This is a genomic window from Tsukamurella sp. 1534, assembly GCF_000312385.1.
Lineage (GTDB): Bacteria > Actinomycetota > Actinomycetes > Mycobacteriales > Mycobacteriaceae > Tsukamurella.
In genome coordinates, this window is sequence record NZ_HE997627.1 from 492,761 (window position 1) to 513,426 (window position 20,666).

Below are 20,666 nucleotides of genomic sequence, written 5' to 3' on the forward strand. Positions count from 1 at the left end.
GTCACCGGAGCGTATCGGCCGCCGTGCTCAGCCGTCGAGCCCCGTCTCCCGCAGGGTGATGTTGATGCGTCCCCGCTCCAGGCCGCACCCTGCCGGCGCCGTGCCCGGATGCACCTTGGTGACACCGTGGAACGCGAACCGCGCGGGCCCACCGAACACCAGCAGGTCCCCTGATCGCAGCGTGAGGTCGGTGTAGGGGCGGCCGCGGTTCTCGGTGTTGCCGAACCGGAAGGTGCAGGTGTCGCCGATCGAGAGGGACACCACGGGCGCCGGGGACCGCTCGTCCTTGTCCTGGTGCATCCCCATGCGCGCGGCGTGGTCGTAGAAGTTGGCGAGAGCCGTGTCCGGCGTGTAGCGGTCGGCCTCCGAGGGCGGGTGGCCCACGTCGAGCAGGGCCCGCCGGCCCAGCCGGGCCAGCCATTCCGGGAGGGCGAGCACGCGCCGCCCGTTGACGTCCGTGGCCTCCCGCGAATACCGGTACGGCTGCCAGTGCCACCCGAGACAGACCGTGCGGACGGACATCTCGTGCCCCCGGACCTTCGCCGCGCGGATCGGGACGGGGCCCGCGGCCCACTCCCGGAACCTGTCCGTGGTCCAGGCCTGCTGCCGCAGGTCCATCCATCCCGTGAGGAGTCGGACCCCGGGCTCCACCTCGACGAGCTCCCGCGGTGGCGCGGGTGGATCGAACAGCGCGGGTTCGCCGTCGTCGCCGATCATCGCCCTCCCTTCGCGTGCGCCGCCTTCCACACCAGGTACTCGGCCCGGCAGCACACCGCGCACGGACGGTACCCCGCGGCGATCGCGGTCTGCTCGTCCGCGAAGAACACCCGGTCCGCGACGTAACCGCCGCGGGCGAGCGCCCGGAGCGCCGCCGGACAGTCGAGGCGACCATAGAGCCCGCCCCGGCGGTGGCCGCCCCACGCGCCGGGCACTGCGGACCGGTACGGCCGGTCGCGGGCATCACGCAGCGTGTAGCTCATCGCGCGTCGTGGAAGACGAGCCCGAGGGTGTGCCGTCGACCCGAGCGCACCGTCGACACCCCGTGCCGCACGGGCGACGCCGACCACCCGCGGGTGGATCGGACGGGGCGGTCGCGGGTGGTGAAGACGAAGCCGTGTCCGCGGGGCAACGCGAACGCGTTGCCCCGGGACTGCGCCCTGGGGCGTTGTTCGACCAGGAGGAACTCGCCGCCGGTGTGGTCCTCGCCGGGCGCGTTGAGGTTGACCACCACCTGCAGCGGGAACACCAGCTCGCCGTACAGGTCCTGATGCAACGCGTTCCAGTCCCCTGCGCCGTAGCGCAGGAGGATCGCCGTGGACCGGGTCTGCCCCGCGTCGTGGCACCGCTGGAGCCACTCGTCGAGGGTGTCCGGCCACGGGGCGTCGCGGCCGAGGCGCTCGGCCCAGTCGCGCGCGATCGGCAGCAGTCGTGGGTACAGGGCCTGTTTGAGCGCCTCGACGGCGTCGGGATACGGGCGCGCGAAGTACTTGTACTCGCCGGCGCCGAACCGGTGCCGCCGCATGTCGATCGTGCTCCGGAACCGGTCCTCATCCTCGTACAGATCCCGGATCGCGATGGTCTCCGCGTCGCTGAGCAGGCGCGGGAGCGCGGCGCCGCCGTACTCGTCGAGCTCGGCGGCGACGTTCGGCCAGTCCGCCGCCCCCACGCGGGACCACCAGGGCCCCGCCGTCATGCCGCCTCCAGGTCCAGTAGGGCGGTCTTCGCCTCGGTCCCCCCGATGTATCCGCCGAGGCCGCCGTCGGCCCGGACCACCCGGTGGCACGGGACCACCACCGGCAGCGGGTTGGTGGCGCACGCGGTCCCGACGGCCCGCACGGCCTTGGGGTTGCCGACCAGTTCGGCGACCTCGCGGTAGCTGCGCGTCGTGCCGTATCCGATGTCGGGGAGGTGGCGCTGCACGAGTTGCCGGAAGCCCTGCGACAGAGACAGATCCAGGTCGAGGTCGAACGCGGTACGACGGTGCGCGAAGTACTCGTCGAGCTCCCGCGCCGCGCGGTCGAGTCGCCGGGGGGCGCGGAGCACCCGCGGGCTGACCCGCTCGGCGAGGGTGTCGAGCACCCGGTCGTGGTCCTCGCGCGCGAAGGCCACGCGAAGCAGCCCCCTTCCGGTCGCTGCGAGCAGCAGCGGCCCGACCGGCGAGTCGACGGTGGTGTACGCGATGTCGACGAGGTCCTGCGCCTCGGCGTCGGCGGCCAGGCGGTCGCGCAGCCGCGCGAGGGCGTCCGGCTCGACGGGGGCGGCCAGCGATGCCGCGATGTCGTTGTCGTTCATGATCGTTCTCCTCCCGGGCTCGCGCCCGAGTACGTCTTCCTGAGGTTCTTGACGCCGTCGGCGGCGGCGCGCCGGGCGGCGTCGACGGTGCCGCCGAGGATCTCGGCGATCCGTGCATAGGGCAGGTCGGCCGCGTAGCGGTAGGCGACGGCCCTCCGTTGTTTGTCGGGCAGGTTCGCGACCGCGGCCCAGAGCTCGGCGTCGGCGGGGTCCTCGCCGCCCCGTGTACCCGCGTCCGGAACGTCGCCGACGGGGACCGCCCGCCTCGCCCGGGCACGCACCACGTCGATCGCCTTGCGGTGCGCGATCGTCACGAGCCACGCCTCGACGTTGGCCGTATCCGGCAGGTCCGGGTAGGCGCGCAACGCGGCGAGGAAGGTCTCCGACCACGCGTCCTCGGCGTCGTGTTCGGGCAGCACCGCGCGACAGACGCGGAGCACAGCGGCGCCGTGCTCGTCGACGAGCCGGTCGAACGGTGGCTTCATGTGCTGGTCCTGCGGGTCATCTCGGTCTCCTCACTGTCATCGTGCCCCGTAGACGCTCGGGACCGCGGAAACGTGAGACGGGAGTTTCTCCCGTTAGGCGAAAGCCGCGGTGAGGGCGTCGGCGATCTCATCGGGCGCGGACTCCTGGATCACGTGCCCGGACCGCGGCAGTTCGACCACGTCGAGGTTCCGGAACGCCGCGGCGACGCGGGGGAGGCACCGCCGCGGCGGGAAGACCCTGTCACGCATGCCCCAGACCGCCAGAGCCGGCACGTCTCCCAGAGCCGCCGGAACGTCGTCCCGGAGCCGTCCGAGCAGGGGCGCCGCCGCCCGGATCTCGCGCGGCATCACCGCGAGCGCGCAGCGCGCGGCGGGCGTGGGCTGCGCTCTCCGGTACTGCTCGAGCTCGCGCGGCGTCAGAACCCCGCGCAGCTCGGAGAAGAGCACCGTGTCGATCAGGAGGTTCCGGTCGACGATGCGTCGTTGCGCGGGGCCGGTGCTCATGACCGCGCTGAACGCGCGGTTCGGCAGGGCGTCGATGGGCCAGAAGGCGGTGTTGCCGAGCGCGATCCCCCGGATCCGGTCCGCGCGCGGTACCGCGGCACCGAGGCCGATGGGGCCACCCCAGTCGTGCCCCATGACGACCACGTCGTCGAGGCGGAGATGGTCCATCAGTTCGCCGAGCGCGGACGTGAGTTCGGCGATCGTGTACCCGAAACCCGCCGGCCTCTCGGAAAGACCGAAGCCGAGATGATCGACCGCGATGCAGCGGAAGCGCGCCCGGAGCGCGGACACGATCCGCCGGTACACGAAACTCCAGGTGGGCGAACCGTGACAGAACAGGATGACGGGTCCGTCGCCCTCGTCGATGTAATGCATCCGCCCGGCGGAAGAATCGAACCATCGGGACGCGAAGGGGAAGAGATCGGGGTCGGGCACGAAGTCGATCATCATGGCGATCCTCCTACTCGTGTCCGCTACACCTGTAGCGAAGAGCTCCGACGCTACACCTGTAGCATCAACCTGTGCCCGACCGCCCCGCCGTCGCCGAGCGACGCGACCTCGTCGCCGCCGCCGCGATCCGGATCATCGCCCGCGACGGCGTCCGCGCCCTGACCCATCGCGCCGTGGACCGCGAAGCCGGCATCCCGAACGGCTCCACTTCACATCACGCGCGCACCCGCAGGGCGCTTCTCGAACTCGTCGTCGACTCCCTCGCATCCCGCTCGGCCCGCGACGCGCTCGCTGTGGAGCGCGCCGTCGGCACCGCGGGAACCGACGGGCGCCTCACCGTCGACGACCTCGCGTCCGCACTGACCGGCATGGTCGAATCGCTCGCGGAGCGCCGCGACGACATGCGTGCCCGCTACGCCCTGATCCTGGAGCTCCATGACGCTCCCGCCCTCCGGGACCGCCTGACCACCGGCTCCGACCTGCACACCGCGAGCCGCGCCATCGCCGCCGCGGCGCTCGCCCGGGCGGACCTGCCGCACGACGACGCCCGGGTCGACGAACTGATCGTGCTCGCCGACTCCCTGGTCTTCCACCGCACCGCTATCGACACCCGCTCCCCCGTCGGCGCCATCATTCACGCCCATCTCCGCGGGATCGCCGAAACGGACACATGACCGGCGGGTCGCCGTGCTCCCGTAACGTCAGCGCTGATCAACGGGGCCCCGGTAAAAAAGCTCTGTCGGGGATGTCGAGAACCTCCGGACGGCTCCGTCCCAGGTGCGAGTACGGACACAATGTCCGTACCGCGACGAGGAGGAACATCATGGCCAAGTACCTGCTGCTCAAGCACTACCGTGGCGCCCCCGCCCCGCGGAACGCGGTGCCGATGGACCGGTGGACGCAGGACGAGATCACCGCGCACATGCAGTTCATGCAGGATTTCGCGGACCGGCTGGAACGCAGCGGCGAGTTGGTGGACGCCCAGGCGCTCGCGCCGTCCGGAACCTGGGTGCAGTACGGCGGCGAGGGCGAGCCGGCCGTCACCGACGGGCCGTTCGCCGAGACCAAGGACCTGATCGCGGGGTGGATGGCGATCGACGTCGACAGCTACGAACGGGCCGTGGAGCTCGCGGGCCAACTCTCCGCGGCGCCCGGGGCCGGAGGTGAGCCCATCTTCGAGTGGCTCGAACTGCGGCCGTTCATGGCGGAGCCGCCCACCATCGAAGGCTGAATCACCGTGGACGAAGCTCTGCTTCGGCGCCTCGTTCCGGAGGTCATAGGCGCCCTCGTCGTTCAGGAGGCGCTGATCGAGGCGCTCCGCACGTGGCAGTCGAGACCTCCGAGCGAGCCGAAGGGGTGGCTCGTGTCGGTCGCGTGGCGACGGTACCTCGACGTGGTGCGGTCGGAGTCGTCTCGCCGGCGTCGGGAGGGGGCCGTCGCCGTGGAGCCCGTACCCGAATCGGTTCCGGGCTCCGATGACACCCTGAAGCTGTACTTCCTGTGCGCGCACCCGTCGCTCAGCACCACGTCCGCGGTCGCGCTCACGCTCCGCGCCGTCGGCGGGCTCACCACCCGCCAGATCGCCCAGGCGTACCTGGTCCCCGAATCGACCATGGCGCAGCGGATCACCCGGGCGAAGCGCACCGTCGCCGACAGCGGCCTGGGCGCCCACGGCGACGTGGCCACGGTGCTACGCGTGCTGTACCTGGTGTTCAACGAGGGCTACTCCGGGGACGTGGACCTCGCCGCCGAGGCCATCCGGCTGACCCGGCAGCTGGTGTCGCTCGTCGACCACCCCGAGGTCTCGGGCCTGCTCGCCCTGATGCTGCTGCACCATGCCCGGCGGCCGGCCCGCATAGCGCCGGACGGATCGCTCGTGCCGCTCGCCGAGCAGGACCGGACGACCTGGGACACGGCGGCGATCGCCGAGGGCGTGCGGATCCTGCAGGCGGCGCTACAGCGGGATCGGTTGGGCGAGTTCCAAGCCCAAGCGGCGATCGCCGCGCTGCACGCTGATGCGCCGCGCGCCGAGGAGACCGACTGGGTGCAGGTCGTGGAGTGGTACGACGAGCTGCTGCGCCTCAACGACAGCCCCGTGGTGCGTCTCAACCGGGCGATCGCCGTCGGGGAGGCGGACGGCGCCCGGGCCGGGCTCGCCGCGCTCGACCGCGTCGATCCGGCGGTGCCGCGGTACGCCGCCGCGGCCGCCTACCTCCACGAGCGGGCCGGCTCGCCGGCGCGGGCCGCCGCGCTGTACACCGAGGCGGCCACCGCTGCGACGAATCTGGCTGAACGCGAACATCTCCTGCGGAGCGCCGCGCGGCTGCGGGAGGATCCGGCCGACTGAGGAACCGATCAGCCCGTCGAGAACACCATCGCCGCACCGAAGTACGTCAGGACCGCGCCCACGGCGAACAGCACCAGCCCCGGGACCGCCATGCATCCCACAGGGGCACCGGCACTCTCTTTGGGCATCGACCGGCCGTGGTCGTAGGGATCGACGACGACCTCGATCGGCGTTCCGGCGCGGTACCGCCGCGGATCGTTCACCTGCCCTTCGCCGTTCAAGCGCGACCCGTCGGGCGCCGTGTAGATGTAGTGGGCGACGTAGACGCGGGGGCCGGAGCCGCTGCCGGAAGGTCCGTCGCCGCTCGCACTCGCCGCGTGCGAACGCGAGCGGCGGGCCTCGGTCCGCGTGACCGATCCGGATGCCGGAATCCATCGTCCCCGGCGCCGGGCCTCGACCACCCTGGTGGCCACGATGTAGGGCAGGAAAACGCAGAACGCGACTCCCATGATCAACAGCACGACGCCGGCCTGCTGCTCGGGATTCAACGCCCACTCCCCACGCGTGCCCCGGGTTCGGCGGGGGCCGTCATACGACGGTGCGGGTGTCGCTGCGGAGGACGCCCCGCGGGGCGACGGCGACGGCCGACGTCACCGGGTGGGCGTGGGCGGACTGCGCGACGCGGGGCGCGCGACGAATCGTCATGGTCGGTTCTGCCTTTCGTTGGTGTGTTTCGGGCGGTACCGACCGGTTGATCGTCGCGCTGTGCAGCACCGTTAGCAGCGCGCGGTCGCGATCGACGCGTTACGTCGCAAAGGCGGAGGAATCGCCCCACGCCTCCGTCAGGTCGCGGACGGCGTTCGACGCCGGCGCCATCGCGGGTGACGGCGCGGCGCGGGCGGCACGAGCAGCTCGCGGAACGTGTCCGCGAATCCGGCGATCGCGCGCTGTTCGTCGTCGAGGAGGCCGCGCTTCCCGCTGGTGACCTCGAGCGCGATCGGTGTGCCCGGCCCCACGTCGAGCGCCTCCCAACACAGTTGGAGGTTCTGCGCCATGACTCGACGCTCCCCCACGATCAGGTAGATCCGCGAGACGTACCGCGCACTCTCCCAGCGCAGGCGTTCCGCGCCGTCGGCGTCGAGGAAGCCGTCGGCGACGAATCGCTCCAGGTACACGCCTCCGACGATACGACGGGCTGCGTCCGCGCGGGGCCGGTCGGCTCAGACCCGCGCACCGTCGGGCAGGAGCCTCGGTACGAGGCGCACCAACACGACCATGACGACGAGTTCCACGAGAGTCTGCGTAACGATCACCAACGGCACGAGGTCGTATCCCGCGGGCAGCGCGAGACCGAGAGGGAGGATCACGAGTGAGTTCCGCGTGACGCCGGTGAACACGATGCTGCGGCGGCCCGGCACGTCGAGGCGCGCGATGCGGCCGGCGGCGGCGCCGACGGGCACCATGACGACCGCGAACAGGATGTAGACGGGCAGGGCGAACAGCAACGACGAGAGCTCCGCCCGCACACCGTCGATCTGCGAGGCGACGACGACCGCGAGCGTGAGCACCATGATCGGGACCATCGTGCCCGTGACGCCGGCTTCGAACCGGGCACCCCACCGGGTGCGCGCCGCCGCCACCTGTGTGAGTGCCGCCAGCGCCAGGGGGACGGCGATGATGAGGACGAACGCCTCCCCGAACGGGGCGTAGTCGATGGAGCGGACGACGCCGTCGCCGACGAACAGATAGAGGTACGCGGGCAGGAGCACCATCTGGGCGAGCATCAGCAGGGGCGCTGCGGCGAGGAGCCGGTCCTTCGCGCCGCCCGCGAGCCCGGCGAACACGATGACGTAATCGACGCACGGCGTGAGCAGGACGAAGAGCACGCCGACGAGGAGCGCGCGCTCCTGAGCGACGAGCCGCGACAGCACGAACACGACAGCCGGGACGGCGAGGAAGTTCACGGCCAGGGCGGCGACGAGGAAACGCCAGTCCCGCAGCGCCGCACCGATCCGGGCGAACGGGATGCCGAGGAACGTCGCGTACAGCAGGAGCGCCAGGACCGGGTTCACGGCCGACTCCGCGGGCTCCGCCACGGACGGTAGGAGCAGCCCCAGCAGCGCTCCGGCCGCGAGGCCGCCCAGATACAGCGGCACCTGGTGGCGCTCCATCCACTCCGCCGACGTCCGAGATCCCGTCACCCGGCCACTCTAGGTGGGCGGGGCGCCCAGCCCCGTACCTACCGCTCGAGCAGGCGTTCCACCTGCCGCACGACCCGCCCCGCGCCGTCGTCGGCGGACATCCCCGCCGCGACGCCGGCAGCGTTCCGCGCGAGCTCAGGGGTGGTGACGGCGGCGGTGATCGCCTCGGCCAGGCCGCCGACATCGAGCTTCGGACGTGGAATGGTGGCGGCGCTGACGCCCAGCGCCTCAAGCCGGCGCGCCCAGAACGGCTGATCCCCTCCGGAAGACGGAACGCCGACGGCAGGCCGAGCGGCGCGCAGGCCGGCGGCGGTGGTTCCTGCTCCACACGAGTGCACCACCGCCGCGGCGCGCTCGAACAGCCACTCGTGAGGAACTGTGTCCACGGTCATCGTGTGCTCGTCGTCCGGCACGCGGAGCCCGGCGCCCCCGGACTGCACAACGGCCCGCACGCCCGCGGCGACCACGGCCTCGCGGACCGTCTGCGAGATCCGCTCACGTTCCACCTCGGGCACCATGAGACTGCCGAACCCGATTGCAACAGGTGCTGCTCCGCCGTCGATGAACTCCACGAGTGACTGTGGGGGCGTCCAGGTCTCGTCGTGCCGCGGCCACCAGTACCCCACCACGTCGAGCCCCGGACGCCAGTCGGCGGGCCGTGGAAGCACCGACGGCGAGTATCCGTGCAGGATCGGCCAGTCCTCGGCCGTGCGTCGCCGGCGCAGCGCAGCGGCCGATCGGCGTGGGAGGCCGAGCCGACGACGGAAATCCGACACCGCGCCGCCGTACAAGCGGTCCACCGCCGCCGCGGCCGTCTTCCCGACGGCCCTGTTGAGAGCGCCGCCGGCGGACCGAGCACCGAACAGGCTGGGCAGGTGGGCGACCGTAGCGGAGAGCGGCTGCAACCTCAGCCCCATCGATGGGATGTCCCGCGCTTCCGCGAAAGCCAGTCCGGGCAGCTCGGTGAACGGTGTGAGCAGAACGGCGTCGGCGTCCACGTCCTCCACTACATCGAGGAAGGTGTTGCCCAGACGGCGGATTCCGGCGGGCCTCGCGACTTGCATGGCGAGCTTGACGGCGTCCGCACCCGAGTCGAGATCGCCCTGGACCTCGAACGAGATCCTTCTGGCCTCCACCCCGCAGGCCTCTACCTCCTCGTCGAGTTCGTCGTTGGAGGTGAGCACGACGCGGTGCCCGGCGTCGCGCAGGCGACGTCCGACATCGGTGAGCGGCATGACGTCACCCCGGGATCCGTATGCGGCGATGAGGATCGTGGACACGACTACTCCTAGGGGGTGGGGTCGGCGGCGGCCGCGCGGAGGAATGCGTCGACCAGATCGTCGGCGTATCGGGCGAAGTCGAATCCGGGATCGCTCTGCGCCCGGAGCATCGCGGAGCCGATGGCACCGCGCACGGCCGAGGCCATCGATTCCGGTGAGAGTTCCCGGAATTCGCCGCTGTCGATCCCCCGCCGGAATATGGCCTCGAGCCCCACTTCGGCGGCCTCAGCCAGGTGTTCGGCGGGAACATCCAGGTCCTGCAGCCGCCGCCCATCAGCGCTGCGGTAGCCGTGTGCGATCTCGGTGAGCGCCTGATGATGCGCGGGACGGCTCTCGATGTAGCCGAGATGGGCCCGGATGTGTGCTGCCAGCCTCCCCCGGGCGGTCTCCTGCGCCGTCACCGCGGGAACCATCACCTCGAGCACCGACCGGTAGCACTCGGCGACCACGGCGGCGACCAGGTCATCCTTGTGTCCGATGTGGTGCATCACCACGCTGAGCCCGACGTCGGCGCGTTCGGCGATCTTACGCACCGACGCCTGCGCGTATCCCACCTCCGCGATGGTGTCGATCGCGCATTCCACGAGTTGGGCACGCCGTGCGCGCCGGGTGAACGTCTCGGGTACATCGGGCTGCATGGCTCCATGCTAGCGAAATCTGGTTCAACTGATCTAGTATTGGATCAATCGATCCAAGGAGCATCATGGCGGACACGGAACTCGTCAACGCGATCGTCACCGCGGGCGCCCTCTGCGGCGGCGGCATCGCACTGGCGGGCGGAGCGATCGGCGCGGGCGTCGGCAACGGAACGGCGGGAGCACAGATGATCGCCGGTCTCGCTCGCCAACCGGACGCACAGCAACGGATGATGGCACCGTTCCTCATCACCGTCGGTCTGGTCGAGGCGGCCTTCTTCATCAACGTCGCGTTCATGGCGCTGTTCGTCTTCGCGACGCCGGGACGCTGAAACGCACGTCCGGTCGGGATACGGTGCGTGCATGCAGTCCTCCGCAGAAGGCACGTCGACACCGGCTGTGACGGGGCGCGCGATTCCCGTGCTGCGGATGTTCGACACCGCGCTCGCCCGCGAGTTCTACATCGACTACCTGGGGTTCGCCGTCGATTGGGAACACCGCTTCGAACCCGGACTCCCCCTGTACATGCGGATCCGACCGGACGACACCGTGCTCGACCTCTCGGAGCACCACGGCGACGGCACCCCGGGGACGGCGGTGTGGATCCCGGTGAAGGACGCGGGCGCGTTCCACACGGAGATCAGCGGTCGCGGACACCGCCGCGTGCGTCCCGGCATCGACCGAGAGGCACCCGGCGGACCTACCGTGGACGTCACCGATCCCTTCGGCAACATCCTCCGCTTCTGCGAGCCCACCGACTGAGAACCGGCACGGTCGCGCCGATCACGCCGCGAGAACCGCGGTCAAACCCTCTCGCAGGTCCTCGACGAACTCCCCCGGCACCTCCAGCGACGGGAAGTGGCCGCCGGCCTCGGGTGCGCGCCACCGAACGATGCGCCGGTACCTGGCCTCCGACAGGGCCCGGGGATACTTCTCGATGTCCTTGGGGTAGATGGTGATCGCCGACGGGACGTCGACGCGCAGCGCCGGGTCCAGCGAGTTGTGACTCTCGTAGTAGATCCTGGCCGCGGACGCGCCGCTCCGCGTCAGCCAGTACAGCGTCACGTCGTCGAGGATCGTGTCCATCGGGATCGACTCGAAGGGGCTGTCGACGGTGTCGGTCCACTCGGCGAACTTGTCGAGGATCCACGCGAGCAGGCCCACCGGGGAGTCCACGAGCGAGTAGCCGATCGTCTGCGGCCGCGTCGCCTGCTGCTTGGCGTAGGCGGCCCGCTGACGCCAGAAACGGCGGGTCTCCTCCGCCCATTCCTGCTCCGACGGGGTGAGGTCGACGGTGCTCGCACCGGGCAATCCCTCGGCGAACGTCGTGTGGATCCCGATCACGGCCTCCGGGAACCGTCCGCCCAGCACGGTGGTGATGTTGCCGCCCCAGTCCCCGCCGTGGGCGAGGAATCGCGGATAGCCGAGCCTGGTCATGAGCTCGACCCACGCCGCCGCGATGGCCTCGGTCCCCCACCCCGTACTGCGGGGCTTGTCGCTGAATCCGAACCCCGGCAACGACGGTGCAACCACATGGAACGCGGGCGCCCCCGGATCGGCCGGCTCGGCCAGTTCATCGATGACGCCCACGAATTCGGCGATGCTGCCCGGCCATCCGTGTGTGACGATCAGCGGCACGGCGTCCGAGCGCGGCGATCGACGGTGCAGGAAGTGGATCGCCAGGCCGTCGATCTCGGTGCGGTACTGACCGAGCCGGCCGAGCCTCTCCTCGAAGCGCCGCCAGTCGTACCGGGTCCGCCAGTGCTCGATCACCTGGACGAGATCGGCGAGCGGCACGCCCTGATCCCACCGGCGCGGGTCGGGGGCTTCGCGATACACGGTCTCCGCCTCGGGCAGCCGGGCGTTCGCCAGTCGTGCGCGGAGGTCGGCGAGTTCGGATTCGGCGGCCCGGAACTCGAAGGCCTCCACTCCGGGGAACGTCATGAACACGGGGCCTCCTGGGAGTCGTCGACCGCCCGCACCGCACGAACCGTCTATGCCGGTTCTATCAGTCCCAGCCCGGCATCGCAACCGGCTATGGTGGTTCCATGCCCGATGACTACCCCGAGTTCCGGCTCGGAACCGTGTTGGCGACGAGCTTCACCGCGACATTGACCGAACGCGCGGGCGATCCGGTGGAGCGCATCCCCACGCCGGGCCGGCTCGTCGACTGGTTGGACGTGAGCGGACTCGCGGTCACTGCGTGCACCGCCGCGCAGTTTGATCGCGCCCGGGAGCTGCGGGAGGCGATCCACACGGCCGCCACCGCGGCAGCCCTCGACGCCGCTCCCCCCGCGCCGGCAGTCGAGATCATCAACAGGTGCAGCGCCGCCGGCAATGCCTCGGCCCGCCTCACCCCGGAGGGGAACCACCGCTGGGAGCTCACCGCGGAGTCGGATGTCGACGACGCGCTCGGCGTGATCGCGGCCGACGCGATAGGCATCCTCTCCGGCGCGCGGGACGGCAGGCTCGCACTGTGCGCGTCGCCCACGTGCCGGGCCGCGTTCTTCGACACCAGCCGCAGCCGGAGCCGCCGATGGTGTGAGATGAACACGTGCGGCAATCGCGAGAAGAAGGCGCGGTTCAACGCGCACCGACGACCGTCCGGCGCGGCCGATCGAGCCGCACGAAAGTGAGGACCGACCCATGCGATTCGTGACCGCCGGTGAGTTCACCGCCGAACGCCCCTGGGGTGCGATACCCCTCGCCGCGCTCGACGACGCCACCGTCCGGCTGCACTGGACGGACACCGAATACGTGTGGCACACCAACGACGGCGTCGAGGTGTTCGTCGTGATCGACGGAGAGGTGGACATGCACTACCGCGACAGGTCCGGGAAGGAGCGGGTCCGCCGACTGACGCCCGGGGTCGTGTGCATCGCCGACGTCGGCGACGAGCACAAGGCCGCCCCGGTCGGACAGGCGAGGATCGTGGTGGTCGAGAAGGCCGGATCGATCTGAATCACGGCCCGCGCCGCACGGTGGGACACTCGAAGCGTGAGCCCCACCCCCGCCGAAGGACGCGAACGGACGCAGAAGCTGGTCCGCACGTGGAACCCCGCCTGTGCCGCGGAGATCACCGTCGCGGTGCTGGGCGGCGCGTGGAAACCCACCATCCTGATGGAACTCGATCGGCGCGGCGTGCTCCGGTTCAACGAACTGTCCCGCGCCCTGCCGAACCCGACGCCCCGCGTGCTCGCCCGCCAGCTCCGCGAGCTCGAACAGGACGGACTGCTCCGGCGTGAGGTCTTCCCCGAGGTGCCGCCGCGCGTCGAGTACCGCCTCACCGACGCCGGTCGCGGCGCGCAACGGGTACTCGCCGCGATGACCGACTGGGGCAGGGCGTACTCGGACGCGCTCGGCGAGCGCACCGTCGACCACGATCAGCCGGCCGAGGGCTGAACCCCGGAGGCACGTGCGGACTCCCGGTCGAGGATCCGGTGCACCGCGTGCACCTGCCCGAAGGTCCACACGTTGTTCGCGACCCAGTACAGCAGCACCGCGATCATCAGGATCGGCCCGGCGACGATGCTGCCGACGGGCATCACCCACAGCATCAGCTTCTGCATGATCGCGGCCTGCGGGTTCGCCGGATCCGCCGCGACGGACAGGCGCATCGACGCCCGTGCGGTGACGTGCGTGGCGACGCACGCCGTGAGCATCAGCGGGATCGCCACCAGGGCGATCGTCGCCGTCGTGGGAACTCCGCCGAACCCGGCGAACGAATCCAACACGCTCTGCGGGCTGGTGATCGCGGCGGAGATCGGCGCACCGAACAGGCGGGCGTGCAGGAACGACTGCACATCGCCGGCGGAGAACACGTAATTCGGCAGTGAGGCGTTCGCCTCGGGGCTCAGGCCCAGCTGCCCCAGCCCGGTTCCGGTGCGGTTGAAGGAGCGCAGAACCTGGAACAGGCCGAGGAACACCGGGACCTGGATGAGCGCCGGGAGGCAACCCATGAACGGGTTCACGCCGTGCTCCCGCTGGACTTTCTGCACCTCGCGACCGAGCCGCTCGCGGTCGTGACCGTGCTTGCTGCGCAGCTCGTCGAACTTCGGCGTCAACGCCTGCATCGCGCGCCCGGTCCGGGCCTGGACGAGCCCGGGCCAGAACAGGATCGCGCGCACCGTGAACACGAGGAACACCACGGACAGCGACCAGGCGACGCCGCTGTCCGCGCCGAGGAACAGGCCGAACACGCGGTGCCAGAACCAGAGCACCGCAGAGATGGGGTAGTAGATGAAATCAAGCAATGGAACACCTCACGGGTGGAAGCGCGCAGGCGGGAACCCCGCAGCGCGAAGGGAAACGAACCGTCGTGGCGGCCGGCCGTGAGTGGCTACGCCGCCCGGGCGGCCATTCCGGGTGCTCGGGGCCGTGGGCGGCCCGCGGTGTTCGGCATGGAGCTGCGCCGGTAGGCGCCGCGGAGTCTCAGGTCGGGGCGTCGCCCCTCGTCCAAGGGCCCCGACGGTGCGCCCGACTCGTCAGCGACGACGACGTGGGTCAGGGCGGCGACGGCGACGGCCAGGGCGATGCCCACGAGGGCGGTCGCACCGTCGAGCGCGGTGAGGGTGGCGACGACGTACGCGGCCAGCACGATCCACGGCAGCGGAGCCTCGCCCAGCCGCCGCAGGACTCGCGCGAGCCTGGACACCATGTCACCGACCATACCCGCCCGGAAATGGCTGAATCCCCGGCCGCGTACGCGACCGGGGATTCTTGAGCGGATGACGGGATTCGAACCCGCGACCCTCACCTTGGCAAGGTGATGCGCTACCACTACGCTACATCCGCGAACCATGAGCGAGCTCATGAAGCACGAAACCCTCTGCGAGGAGGGAAGATGCGCGATATCGGGATCGAATCGCGCGGACATACCCTAGCATCCGCGGGTGTCCCCGGACCAAATCGGCCGTTGACGTGCGGTGACGACAACGCATCCGTTCCGCCGGGCCCGCCGCTCACCGCCGCGACGCCGCGCGCACCGCCCGTTCGCGCCGCAGGATCTCGGCGAGCGCACCGTCGACGGCATCCGCCCCGTCGAGCAGGGCGGGCGCGAGGATCCGCGCGTCGTCGACGGCGTCGACCGCTCCCCTGCCGTACGCGGGCGACTTTCCGTGGGCGGCGTCGCCCGTGAGAACGACACTCCCCGAGCGCCATCGCCCCCAGGGCGCCTCGAAGAGGTCGATCGTCCTCCCTTCGGTGAGGAGGCGGTCGTAGGCAGCGAGAGCGCCTGGCACCACGGGGAAACCGAGCCCCGAGACGCTCGATGCGGTTGCGGAGTACCGCGCGAAGACCAGGTCCGCGTCCCCGGTGCGAAGGATCCCCAGGGCGGAGTTCTCCGCCCCCTGCACGAAGGTGAGAACGCCCGATTCCACGTCGAGATCGACCGCCCGAGGGGGCAGCGAACCGAACGCGGCGCGCTGGCCGACCGGCATCGCACACGCATCGGGCTCGACGGTGCCTCGAACCGCGGAGTGGACGCCGTCGGCACCGACGATCCAATCCTCGGTCCGCCGCTCCTCGTCGTCCGGCGGACCGTCGACCCCGTACCGGACCGGCACGGCGGCGTCGGCGATATCGGCCTCCAGGGCGCGCACGATCTCGCGGTGCGTGATGAACCGCCACCCGGGCGTGGGCCGGGTGGGCGGGCGGTCGCCGTCCGGGGTGATCACGGCGATCCCGTCGATCGCGGGCGCACGGTCCAGGTACCGCGTCGCCGACGGGTAGCGCGACCGGCCGCCGACGGCGTCGAGCAGGCCGGGAGGGACGCCGAGGAAGGTCTCGGCGCCCGCGGCCTCGACGGGGCCACCCCGTCGTTCACGCATCGTCACGGCGCCGGGCGGCACGCCGCGGTCGAGGAGCGCGCCGGCCAGGGTGAGCCCGGCGAGGCCCGCTCCGGTCACCGTGATGCGCACCGGTCACCCCTCTCTCCCGATTCAGGCCTCCGTCATGGCATCACAGCCGAGAGCCGCCGCGGGCACAGTCGCCGATTCCGGCACGTGCGTACCGGTCTCCGACCGCGGTCGCGATGAGCGCGACACCCAGCACGCATCGCCACCACAGGAACGGATCGATCGCCGCACGCTCGGTGCCGCCGGCGCCCAGCGGGGCCGCCCACGGGATGACGAGTGCCGCGAGACCGGAGACGGCGATGAGCAGCGCCGTGACGCCCGCCAGGCGCGTCCGACCGCGGACCGTCAGGAGGACGGCGACGCCCATGAGCGCGAGCCCGCTGACGTGCTCGGCGTACGCCGCGACCGGATGGATGGCGGTGCGCAGCTCGGAGCCGCCCGGGAATTCGCCGGCGCTGCCGGGGAAGAGCCCGACGCAGGCGAGCGCCACGCCGTTCAGGGTCGCCAGCGCGGCGACGATCCGGTCCCACGGCGCGGGCAGCAGCGGGCGCAGGACGAGGGCCGCGGCGATCCCCAGCGCGCCGACGACCACGAACGCCGAGTTCATCACGGGATGCCACGGCGAGCACACGAAGCGATCCGCGACCGCGAGACCGTCGGAACGGCTGAGCCACCCCAGGCACTCGGGGACGCCCAGATCGCTGATCATGTTGTCCGACCAGCTGTACGGGTGCGGCCACCGCGTCGAAACGACGAGTTCGGCGAGGAAGTACAGCGCGCTGCTCGCGAGGAGGGCGCCGGAGAGTACCACGCGGCGCCGACTCATCGCGGTGACGGCTTCGGCCTGGGGCAGCGCGTCGATCGTTAGTCGCATCAACTATGTCTATGCGATGCGCGGGCTCGGCGCAGTATCGGAGGTCTCAATTGCGACACCGTGACGCGGGTGGGCGGGCCCATCCAAGCCGCGTGCTTCTACTGGGGCGGGCCGGGCGGTGGCGGTAGGTTCCCGACTCGGGGCGGGCTCCTTCACAACCGTGCCGTTACCGCGCCCGCCCCACACCCGCTCCGGTCGGGGTAGGCCATCTGCACTTCAGCGGTCGGCGGCCCGCCTCGTCCGGAGCGCCTCTAGACACCTGCGCAGGGCGGCCCACCCAGGTGGGCGGTTAGAGCGTGCATTTCCCGGTCAGGGCGGCCCCCGGAATGTGGAGGTTCCCTCCCGCTTCAGTGCTGAAGTAGCGCACCGTCAGAACAAGCGGCAACTGGAGCCCTCTACCTTGTAGGCACAGCGCAAGGCGACCCGCCCTCAGGGCCTACGACGCCCGCCGCCGCTGCTCCCGGTGCTTCTCTCGACGCGAGACGCCACCTTTGAGTAGAAGAAGCCGCCGAGGAAGGCCGCAATCCCGAAGGGCACCCACCACGTCAGCAGCTCGTCGTCAAACACCACATTGGCCAGCGGCACGAGGACGACAATGACGACGATCATGATCGCGAACATCGACGCGTAGTCGATCATGTCCGTTCTGCTCATGACGCACAGCCGATCGGGGACGTCTCGCGCTTACGCTGACGCGGCCCGGTTGAGGCGCTGATTGATTGGGGCCGAAAGCTTCTTGTAGAGGCGGCCAGCCACGAACGCACCGATTCCCAGGGGAATCCAGAAAGTCCAGATGTCGCCGTCCGCCACCAGGTTGGACAGGACGGCAGCGATGCCGAACACCCCGAACATGATCACGGCCATCGCCGCGTAGTCGATGAAATCCGCCCTTTTCATGGTTGCCGATTGTATCGGCGTTGCCATTGCTTGTGCCGAGTTCCTCCGTTTACAGAACTACAGACTTCACTTCTTGGTGGCTACCGCGTGGGCTGCGTCGGCGTCCGCCCGCGCCCAGCTGCGCGGTCGAGAGCCTTGATGATGGAGACGGCGGCGAGCTCGTGCTCACCAGCGGTCATCCCAGAGGGTCAGATCGCTCATGACTGCCGGACGGTAGCTGGCAAGTGGTGGGTACCGTCGTCCGTGCTGCCGGTTGGAGCAGAGCGTGATTGCACGCTAGTTGCACGACACCCTCACGGGAAAGCACAAACCCCCAGGTGACCTGGGGGTTTGCTGGTGCGCGATACTGGGATTGAACCAGTGACCTCTTCCGTGTCAGGGAAGCGCTCTCCCACTGAGCTAATCGCGCGTGAACATGAAGTGGCGCTCAGCCGCTCCGTTGCGGAGTGGCTGAGCGTATTGGAGGCGGCGACGGGAATCGAACCCGTGTGCACGGCTTTGCAGGCCGTTGCCTCACCACTCGGCCACACCGCCACGGTAAGCCCACTCCGAGCGGATGACGGGATTCGAACCCGCGACCCTCACCTTGGCAAGGTGATGCGCTACCAGCTGCGCTACATCCGCACTCACTCCGGAACCGCCTTGCGGCGCCTTTCCGGTGCGAGAGAGAACACTACGTGAACAACGAGCGCTCTGCCAAATCAGCAGGTCACCCCCTGTTCGACGCGCAATCGGTGTCGTGGTGACCGCAACCCTCGCCTCGTCGACTTACGAGTCCCGACTGTAAACGCAGGTCGGCCACCCGATTACCGTTCCACTCAGGCGTCGTGTTAATGTTCTCTCTCGTTCGGATCGCTGGTAACACGGTCCGCACGACGTTCGGTCCTATGGCTCAGTGGGAGAGCGTCCCCTTCACACGGGGAAGGTCGCTGGTTCGATCCCAGCTAGGACCACCGAAAGAAACCGCCTGTGTTCCAGGCGGTTTTTCGCGTTTCCGGGCCCGATACGGGCGATACGATCGACCGGTGCCCATCACACTCGAGAACGTCGCCATCGCAGTCCGGGACCTCGACGCCGCCATCGCGTTCTTCACCGATCTCGGCCTCACCGTCGTCGGCCGCCAGACGGTGAGCGGAGAGTGGGCCGACACCGCGGTGGGGCTCGACGGCAACCACGCGAAGGTCGCGATGCTCCAGACGCCCGACGGGCACGGCCGACTCGAACTGTTCGAGTACATCCATCCCGACGCCATCGAGACCGACCCCACGCTGCCGAACGAGATCGGCATGCATCGCGTCGCGTTCTCGGTGGACGACATCGACGAGGCGCTCGCGATCGCGGCCCGGCACGGCTGCCACCCTCTCCGCGGCGTCGCGAACTACGAGAACGTGTACAAGCTCACCTACGTCCGCGGCCCCAGCGGGATCATCGTGATGCTCGCCCAGGACCTGACGAAGAGCTGACGCGCGCCCGGCACCGTCGTCCTGACCTGGACGGTATCCCCTCCGTCCCCGAGTGACCGACATGTGCGTTCTTGTGGAACGCCGAGGCGCGCCCCAGACTGCGTGACGTGACCTGTTCGACCGCCGATCCCCCTGTCTCCGCGCGCCGTTCGATCCTCGTCCCGCTGCTCACGGGCATCCTCACCACGAGCCTCGCCGTGGGCATGATCAACACCGCGCTCCCCCGGCTCAGCGCCGACCTCGGCCTGTCGGCGACCGCCCGAACCTGGGTCGCCGACGTCTACCCGCTGTGCCTCGCCGTCGGGATCGTCGTGGCGGCGCGGGCGGGCGACGCGGTGGGCCGGCGCAGGGTGCTCGCCCTCGGGCTCGCCGTGTTCGCCGTCGGCAGTGCGATCGCCGCCGCGACGGGCACCGCCGCCGTCCTCATCGGCGCGCGGGCGGCCCTGGGATTCGCCGGCGCGATGATCGTGGCGAGCGTGGTCTCGACGATCGGCGCCGTGTTCGACGGTCACGCGCGGACCGTCGCCAACGGCCTCTGGGTGGCGGTGTTCGGCGCCGCCACCGCCATTGGCCCCGTCCTGGGCGGCGCGCTGACCGAGGCGCTCGGGTGGCGCGCCGTCTTCTGGGCGTCGGTACCGACCGCGCTGGCCGCCGCGGCGATGCTGTTCCTGGTCCCGGAGACCCGGGCGGAGCACCGCGCGCCGTGGGACGTCGCCGGGATCGCGGCGTCGGCGGCGGGACTCGGCCTGCTCGTCTACGGGGTGCACCACGTGACGGATCAGCCCGCCATCGGTGTGCCCGCCGTGATCCTCGGCGGCGCGGCGCTCGGCTGGTTCGTCCGGCACCAGCGCCGAGTCCCGCACCCCGTGATCGACGTGGAACTGTTCGGCCGGTGGCGATTCGGCGCCGCGGCCGCATCGATGACGGTGTCCGCGGCGACGGCGGCCGCGAGCGTCTACCTCCTCAGCATCCACCTGCAGGCCGGCGGCCAGGGTCCGTTCACCGTGGGCCTCACGCTGCTTCCGCAGGCGCTCGCCACCACCGCGGGCGGGCTCCTGGCCCCTGCACTGGGGCGGCGGGTGCACCGCCCCGCGGCGATCTCGGCGGCTCTCCTCCTCCAATCGGCGGGGTGCGTCCTGGTCGCGGCCACACCGGCCGCGATCCCCGGCCTCATCCTCCTCGGCGTCGGCTTCGGGGTGGTCGGCACTCTGGGCACCACGGAGCTGTTCGAGCACTCGTCCGCCGATCAGGTCGCCCAGGTCGGGGCGATCCAGGAGGTCGCCTTCGCCGTCGGCAGCGGAGCCGGGATCGCGGTGTTCGGTTCGCTCTCCCTCGTCGCTCCGCCGCACGGGTTCACCATCGCCCTGCTCACCGCCGCCGCGGCGTGCCTCGTCGTCGCGGCGGCGGGGAGGCGGCGCACCTGGGTGAGCGGCTGCTAACTTG

Annotated in this window: 27 protein-coding genes, 5 tRNA genes and 1 pseudogene; 11 read left to right on the forward strand and 22 right to left on the reverse strand. The window is 70.6% G+C overall.

The window, feature by feature from the left end; translation table 11 throughout:
- Nucleotides 1–27 precede the first annotated feature (27 nt).
- From BN39_RS14705 to BN39_RS14730, 6 genes are all read right to left on the reverse strand, one after another.
- The gene (locus BN39_RS14705; protein WP_019203188.1) at nucleotides 28–717 is read right to left on the reverse strand and encodes an alpha-ketoglutarate-dependent dioxygenase AlkB; all 690 of its coding nucleotides are present in this window, start codon (nucleotides 715–717) and stop codon (nucleotides 28–30) included.
- On the reverse strand, nucleotides 714–980 hold the full coding sequence (locus BN39_RS14710) for an Ada metal-binding domain-containing protein (RefSeq protein WP_019203189.1): 267 nt from the start codon (nucleotides 978–980) through the stop codon (nucleotides 714–716). The genes BN39_RS14705 and BN39_RS14710 overlap by 4 nt, the downstream gene beginning before the upstream one ends.
- On the reverse strand, nucleotides 977–1,693 hold the full coding sequence (locus BN39_RS14715) for a 2OG-Fe(II) oxygenase (RefSeq protein WP_019203190.1): 717 nt from the start codon (nucleotides 1,691–1,693) through the stop codon (nucleotides 977–979). The genes BN39_RS14710 and BN39_RS14715 overlap by 4 nt, the downstream gene beginning before the upstream one ends.
- Complete coding sequence (locus BN39_RS14720) at nucleotides 1,690–2,292, reverse strand: methylated-DNA--[protein]-cysteine S-methyltransferase (RefSeq protein WP_019203191.1); 603 nt, start codon at nucleotides 2,290–2,292, stop codon at nucleotides 1,690–1,692. Before BN39_RS14720 ends, BN39_RS14715 begins: the two co-directional genes overlap by 4 nt.
- Entirely contained in the window at nucleotides 2,289–2,777 is a 489-nt protein-coding gene (locus BN39_RS14725) for an RNA polymerase sigma factor (protein ID WP_019203192.1), read from the reverse strand. The genes BN39_RS14720 and BN39_RS14725 overlap by 4 nt, the downstream gene beginning before the upstream one ends.
- Before the next feature lie 93 nt (nucleotides 2,778–2,870).
- The gene (locus tag BN39_RS14730) at nucleotides 2,871–3,731 is read right to left on the reverse strand and encodes an alpha/beta fold hydrolase (protein ID WP_019203193.1); all 861 of its coding nucleotides are present in this window, start codon (nucleotides 3,729–3,731) and stop codon (nucleotides 2,871–2,873) included.
- Nucleotides 3,732–3,802: 71 nt separating this feature from the next.
- Here BN39_RS14730 and BN39_RS14735 point away from each other — a divergent pair, with 71 nt between their 5' ends.
- The 3 genes from BN39_RS14735 to BN39_RS14745 all read left to right on the forward strand — a co-directional run bounded on the left by BN39_RS14735 (nucleotide 3,803) and on the right by BN39_RS14745 (nucleotide 6,078).
- Nucleotides 3,803–4,405 carry a TetR/AcrR family transcriptional regulator gene (locus BN39_RS14735; RefSeq protein WP_019203194.1) on the forward strand — a complete coding sequence of 201 codons (603 nt, stop codon included), beginning with the start codon at nucleotides 3,803–3,805 and terminating at the stop codon, nucleotides 4,403–4,405.
- 149 nt (nucleotides 4,406–4,554) lie between these two features.
- A complete protein-coding gene (locus BN39_RS14740) occupies nucleotides 4,555–4,962 on the forward strand; it encodes a YciI family protein (protein WP_019203195.1) in 408 nt (135 codons plus the stop codon).
- 6 nt (nucleotides 4,963–4,968) lie between these two features.
- Complete coding sequence (locus BN39_RS14745) at nucleotides 4,969–6,078, forward strand: RNA polymerase sigma factor (RefSeq protein WP_019203196.1); 1,110 nt, start codon at nucleotides 4,969–4,971, stop codon at nucleotides 6,076–6,078.
- Nucleotides 6,079–6,086: 8 nt separating this feature from the next.
- Here BN39_RS14745 and BN39_RS14750 read toward each other — a convergent pair whose 3' ends face one another.
- The 5 genes from BN39_RS14750 to BN39_RS14770 all read right to left on the reverse strand — a co-directional run bounded on the left by BN39_RS14750 (nucleotide 6,087) and on the right by BN39_RS14770 (nucleotide 10,137).
- The gene (locus tag BN39_RS14750) at nucleotides 6,087–6,566 is read right to left on the reverse strand and encodes a DUF3592 domain-containing protein (RefSeq protein ID WP_019203197.1); all 480 of its coding nucleotides are present in this window, start codon (nucleotides 6,564–6,566) and stop codon (nucleotides 6,087–6,089) included.
- A 294-nt stretch (nucleotides 6,567–6,860) separates the two neighbouring features.
- Nucleotides 6,861–7,193 (reverse strand): hypothetical protein, encoded by a 333-nt coding sequence (locus BN39_RS14755; RefSeq protein WP_019203199.1) that lies wholly within the window; start codon nucleotides 7,191–7,193, stop codon nucleotides 6,861–6,863.
- Nucleotides 7,194–7,238: 45 nt separating this feature from the next.
- Nucleotides 7,239–8,219 (reverse strand): arsenic resistance protein, encoded by a 981-nt coding sequence (locus BN39_RS14760; RefSeq protein WP_237741700.1) that lies wholly within the window; start codon nucleotides 8,217–8,219, stop codon nucleotides 7,239–7,241.
- Between the two features lie 38 nt (nucleotides 8,220–8,257).
- Nucleotides 8,258–9,499, reverse strand: a complete 1,242-nt coding sequence (locus BN39_RS14765; RefSeq protein ID WP_019203201.1) for a glycosyltransferase — start codon at nucleotides 9,497–9,499, stop codon at nucleotides 8,258–8,260.
- A gap of 8 nt (nucleotides 9,500–9,507) precedes the next feature.
- Nucleotides 9,508–10,137, reverse strand: a complete 630-nt coding sequence (locus BN39_RS14770; RefSeq protein ID WP_019203202.1) for a TetR/AcrR family transcriptional regulator — start codon at nucleotides 10,135–10,137, stop codon at nucleotides 9,508–9,510.
- A gap of 65 nt (nucleotides 10,138–10,202) precedes the next feature.
- Between BN39_RS14770 and BN39_RS14775 the strand changes: the two genes are divergently transcribed.
- Together BN39_RS14775 and BN39_RS14780 are read left to right on the forward strand one after the other, a co-directional pair.
- A complete protein-coding gene (locus tag BN39_RS14775; RefSeq protein ID WP_019203203.1) occupies nucleotides 10,203–10,466 on the forward strand; it encodes a F0F1 ATP synthase subunit C in 264 nt (87 codons plus the stop codon).
- A gap of 31 nt (nucleotides 10,467–10,497) precedes the next feature.
- Nucleotides 10,498–10,896, forward strand: coding sequence for a glyoxalase superfamily protein (locus tag BN39_RS14780; RefSeq protein WP_202803302.1), 399 nt, complete (start codon nucleotides 10,498–10,500; stop codon nucleotides 10,894–10,896).
- A gap of 21 nt (nucleotides 10,897–10,917) precedes the next feature.
- Here BN39_RS14780 and BN39_RS14785 read toward each other — a convergent pair whose 3' ends face one another.
- The gene (locus BN39_RS14785; protein ID WP_040768414.1) at nucleotides 10,918–12,078 is read right to left on the reverse strand and encodes an epoxide hydrolase family protein; all 1,161 of its coding nucleotides are present in this window, start codon (nucleotides 12,076–12,078) and stop codon (nucleotides 10,918–10,920) included.
- 104 nt (nucleotides 12,079–12,182) lie between these two features.
- Between BN39_RS14785 and BN39_RS14790 the strand changes: the two genes are divergently transcribed.
- The 3 genes from BN39_RS14790 to BN39_RS14800 are packed head-to-tail and all read left to right on the forward strand — an operon-like array spanning nucleotide 12,183 to nucleotide 13,536.
- Entirely contained in the window at nucleotides 12,183–12,770 is a 588-nt protein-coding gene (locus tag BN39_RS14790; protein WP_019203206.1) for an ABATE domain-containing protein, read from the forward strand.
- A 10-nt stretch (nucleotides 12,771–12,780) separates the two neighbouring features.
- A complete protein-coding gene (locus BN39_RS14795; RefSeq protein WP_019203207.1) occupies nucleotides 12,781–13,095 on the forward strand; it encodes a hypothetical protein in 315 nt (104 codons plus the stop codon).
- Between the two features lie 36 nt (nucleotides 13,096–13,131).
- A complete protein-coding gene (locus BN39_RS14800; protein WP_019203208.1) occupies nucleotides 13,132–13,536 on the forward strand; it encodes a helix-turn-helix domain-containing protein in 405 nt (134 codons plus the stop codon).
- Nucleotides 13,537–13,556: 20 nt separating this feature from the next.
- Here BN39_RS14800 and yidC read toward each other — a convergent pair.
- From yidC to BN39_RS14850, 10 genes and pseudogenes are all read right to left on the reverse strand, one after another.
- A pseudogene (yidC, locus tag BN39_RS14805) lies at nucleotides 13,557–14,387 on the reverse strand (membrane protein insertase YidC); the annotation flags it as partial.
- An 86-nt stretch (nucleotides 14,388–14,473) separates the two neighbouring features.
- Nucleotides 14,474–14,791 (reverse strand): DUF6412 domain-containing protein, encoded by a 318-nt coding sequence (locus BN39_RS14810; protein WP_148281508.1) that lies wholly within the window; start codon nucleotides 14,789–14,791, stop codon nucleotides 14,474–14,476.
- A 65-nt stretch (nucleotides 14,792–14,856) separates the two neighbouring features.
- Nucleotides 14,857–14,928 (reverse strand) — tRNA-Gly (locus tag BN39_RS14815).
- Nucleotides 14,929–15,095: 167 nt separating this feature from the next.
- Complete coding sequence (locus BN39_RS14820; protein WP_019203211.1) at nucleotides 15,096–16,052, reverse strand: NAD(P)/FAD-dependent oxidoreductase; 957 nt, start codon at nucleotides 16,050–16,052, stop codon at nucleotides 15,096–15,098.
- A gap of 40 nt (nucleotides 16,053–16,092) precedes the next feature.
- Nucleotides 16,093–16,863 carry a DUF998 domain-containing protein gene (locus BN39_RS22335; protein ID WP_081586113.1) on the reverse strand — a complete coding sequence of 257 codons (771 nt, stop codon included), beginning with the start codon at nucleotides 16,861–16,863 and terminating at the stop codon, nucleotides 16,093–16,095.
- A 429-nt stretch (nucleotides 16,864–17,292) separates the two neighbouring features.
- Nucleotides 17,293–17,502: a hypothetical protein gene (locus BN39_RS14830; protein WP_148281509.1), complete on the reverse strand. Its 210-nt coding sequence runs from the start codon at nucleotides 17,500–17,502 to the stop codon at nucleotides 17,293–17,295.
- Between the two features lie 45 nt (nucleotides 17,503–17,547).
- The gene (locus BN39_RS14835; protein ID WP_019203214.1) at nucleotides 17,548–17,760 is read right to left on the reverse strand and encodes a hypothetical protein; all 213 of its coding nucleotides are present in this window, start codon (nucleotides 17,758–17,760) and stop codon (nucleotides 17,548–17,550) included.
- A gap of 334 nt (nucleotides 17,761–18,094) precedes the next feature.
- Nucleotides 18,095–18,169: transfer RNA gene (locus BN39_RS14840), tRNA-Val, on the reverse strand.
- A gap of 51 nt (nucleotides 18,170–18,220) precedes the next feature.
- Nucleotides 18,221–18,294: transfer RNA gene (locus BN39_RS14845), tRNA-Cys, on the reverse strand.
- Nucleotides 18,295–18,311: 17 nt separating this feature from the next.
- A tRNA-Gly gene (locus tag BN39_RS14850) sits at nucleotides 18,312–18,384 on the reverse strand.
- A 257-nt stretch (nucleotides 18,385–18,641) separates the two neighbouring features.
- Here BN39_RS14850 and BN39_RS14855 point away from each other — a divergent pair.
- The 3 genes from BN39_RS14855 to BN39_RS14865 all read left to right on the forward strand — a co-directional run bounded on the left by BN39_RS14855 (nucleotide 18,642) and on the right by BN39_RS14865 (nucleotide 20,662).
- Nucleotides 18,642–18,713, forward strand: a tRNA-Val gene (locus BN39_RS14855).
- Nucleotides 18,714–18,785: 72 nt separating this feature from the next.
- Complete coding sequence (locus BN39_RS14860; RefSeq protein WP_019203215.1) at nucleotides 18,786–19,223, forward strand: VOC family protein; 438 nt, start codon at nucleotides 18,786–18,788, stop codon at nucleotides 19,221–19,223.
- A 107-nt stretch (nucleotides 19,224–19,330) separates the two neighbouring features.
- The gene (locus BN39_RS14865) at nucleotides 19,331–20,662 is read left to right on the forward strand and encodes an MFS transporter (protein WP_040768045.1); all 1,332 of its coding nucleotides are present in this window, start codon (nucleotides 19,331–19,333) and stop codon (nucleotides 20,660–20,662) included.
- Nucleotides 20,663–20,666: the final 4 nt, after the last annotated feature.

Coding starts and splice junctions, on each gene's coding strand:
- BN39_RS14705 (WP_019203188.1), bottom strand. CDS start 717: ATGATCGGCGACGACGGCGAACCCGCGCTGTTCGATCCACCCGCGCCA.
- BN39_RS14710 (WP_019203189.1), bottom strand. CDS start 980: ATGAGCTACACGCTGCGTGATGCCCGCGACCGGCCGTACCGGTCCGCA.
- BN39_RS14715 (WP_019203190.1), bottom strand. CDS start 1,693: ATGACGGCGGGGCCCTGGTGGTCCCGCGTGGGGGCGGCGGACTGGCCG.
- BN39_RS14720 (WP_019203191.1), bottom strand. CDS start 2,292: ATGAACGACAACGACATCGCGGCATCGCTGGCCGCCCCCGTCGAGCCG.
- BN39_RS14725 (WP_019203192.1), bottom strand. CDS start 2,777: ATGAAGCCACCGTTCGACCGGCTCGTCGACGAGCACGGCGCCGCTGTG.
- BN39_RS14730 (WP_019203193.1), bottom strand. CDS start 3,731: ATGATGATCGACTTCGTGCCCGACCCCGATCTCTTCCCCTTCGCGTCC.
- BN39_RS14740 (WP_019203195.1), top strand. CDS start 4,555: ATGGCCAAGTACCTGCTGCTCAAGCACTACCGTGGCGCCCCCGCCCCG.
- BN39_RS14770 (WP_019203202.1), bottom strand. CDS start 10,137: ATGCAGCCCGATGTACCCGAGACGTTCACCCGGCGCGCACGGCGTGCC.
- BN39_RS14775 (WP_019203203.1), top strand. CDS start 10,203: ATGGCGGACACGGAACTCGTCAACGCGATCGTCACCGCGGGCGCCCTC.
- BN39_RS14780 (WP_202803302.1), top strand. CDS start 10,498: ATGCAGTCCTCCGCAGAAGGCACGTCGACACCGGCTGTGACGGGGCGC.
- BN39_RS14785 (WP_040768414.1), bottom strand. CDS start 12,078: ATGACGTTCCCCGGAGTGGAGGCCTTCGAGTTCCGGGCCGCCGAATCC.
- BN39_RS14790 (WP_019203206.1), top strand. CDS start 12,183: ATGCCCGATGACTACCCCGAGTTCCGGCTCGGAACCGTGTTGGCGACG.
- BN39_RS14795 (WP_019203207.1), top strand. CDS start 12,781: ATGCGATTCGTGACCGCCGGTGAGTTCACCGCCGAACGCCCCTGGGGT.
- BN39_RS14810 (WP_148281508.1), bottom strand. CDS start 14,791: ATGGTGTCCAGGCTCGCGCGAGTCCTGCGGCGGCTGGGCGAGGCTCCG.
- BN39_RS22335 (WP_081586113.1), bottom strand. CDS start 16,863: ATGCGACTAACGATCGACGCGCTGCCCCAGGCCGAAGCCGTCACCGCG.
- BN39_RS14830 (WP_148281509.1), bottom strand. CDS start 17,502: ATGATCGACTACGCGTCGATGTTCGCGATCATGATCGTCGTCATTGTC.
- BN39_RS14835 (WP_019203214.1), bottom strand. CDS start 17,760: ATGAAAAGGGCGGATTTCATCGACTACGCGGCGATGGCCGTGATCATG.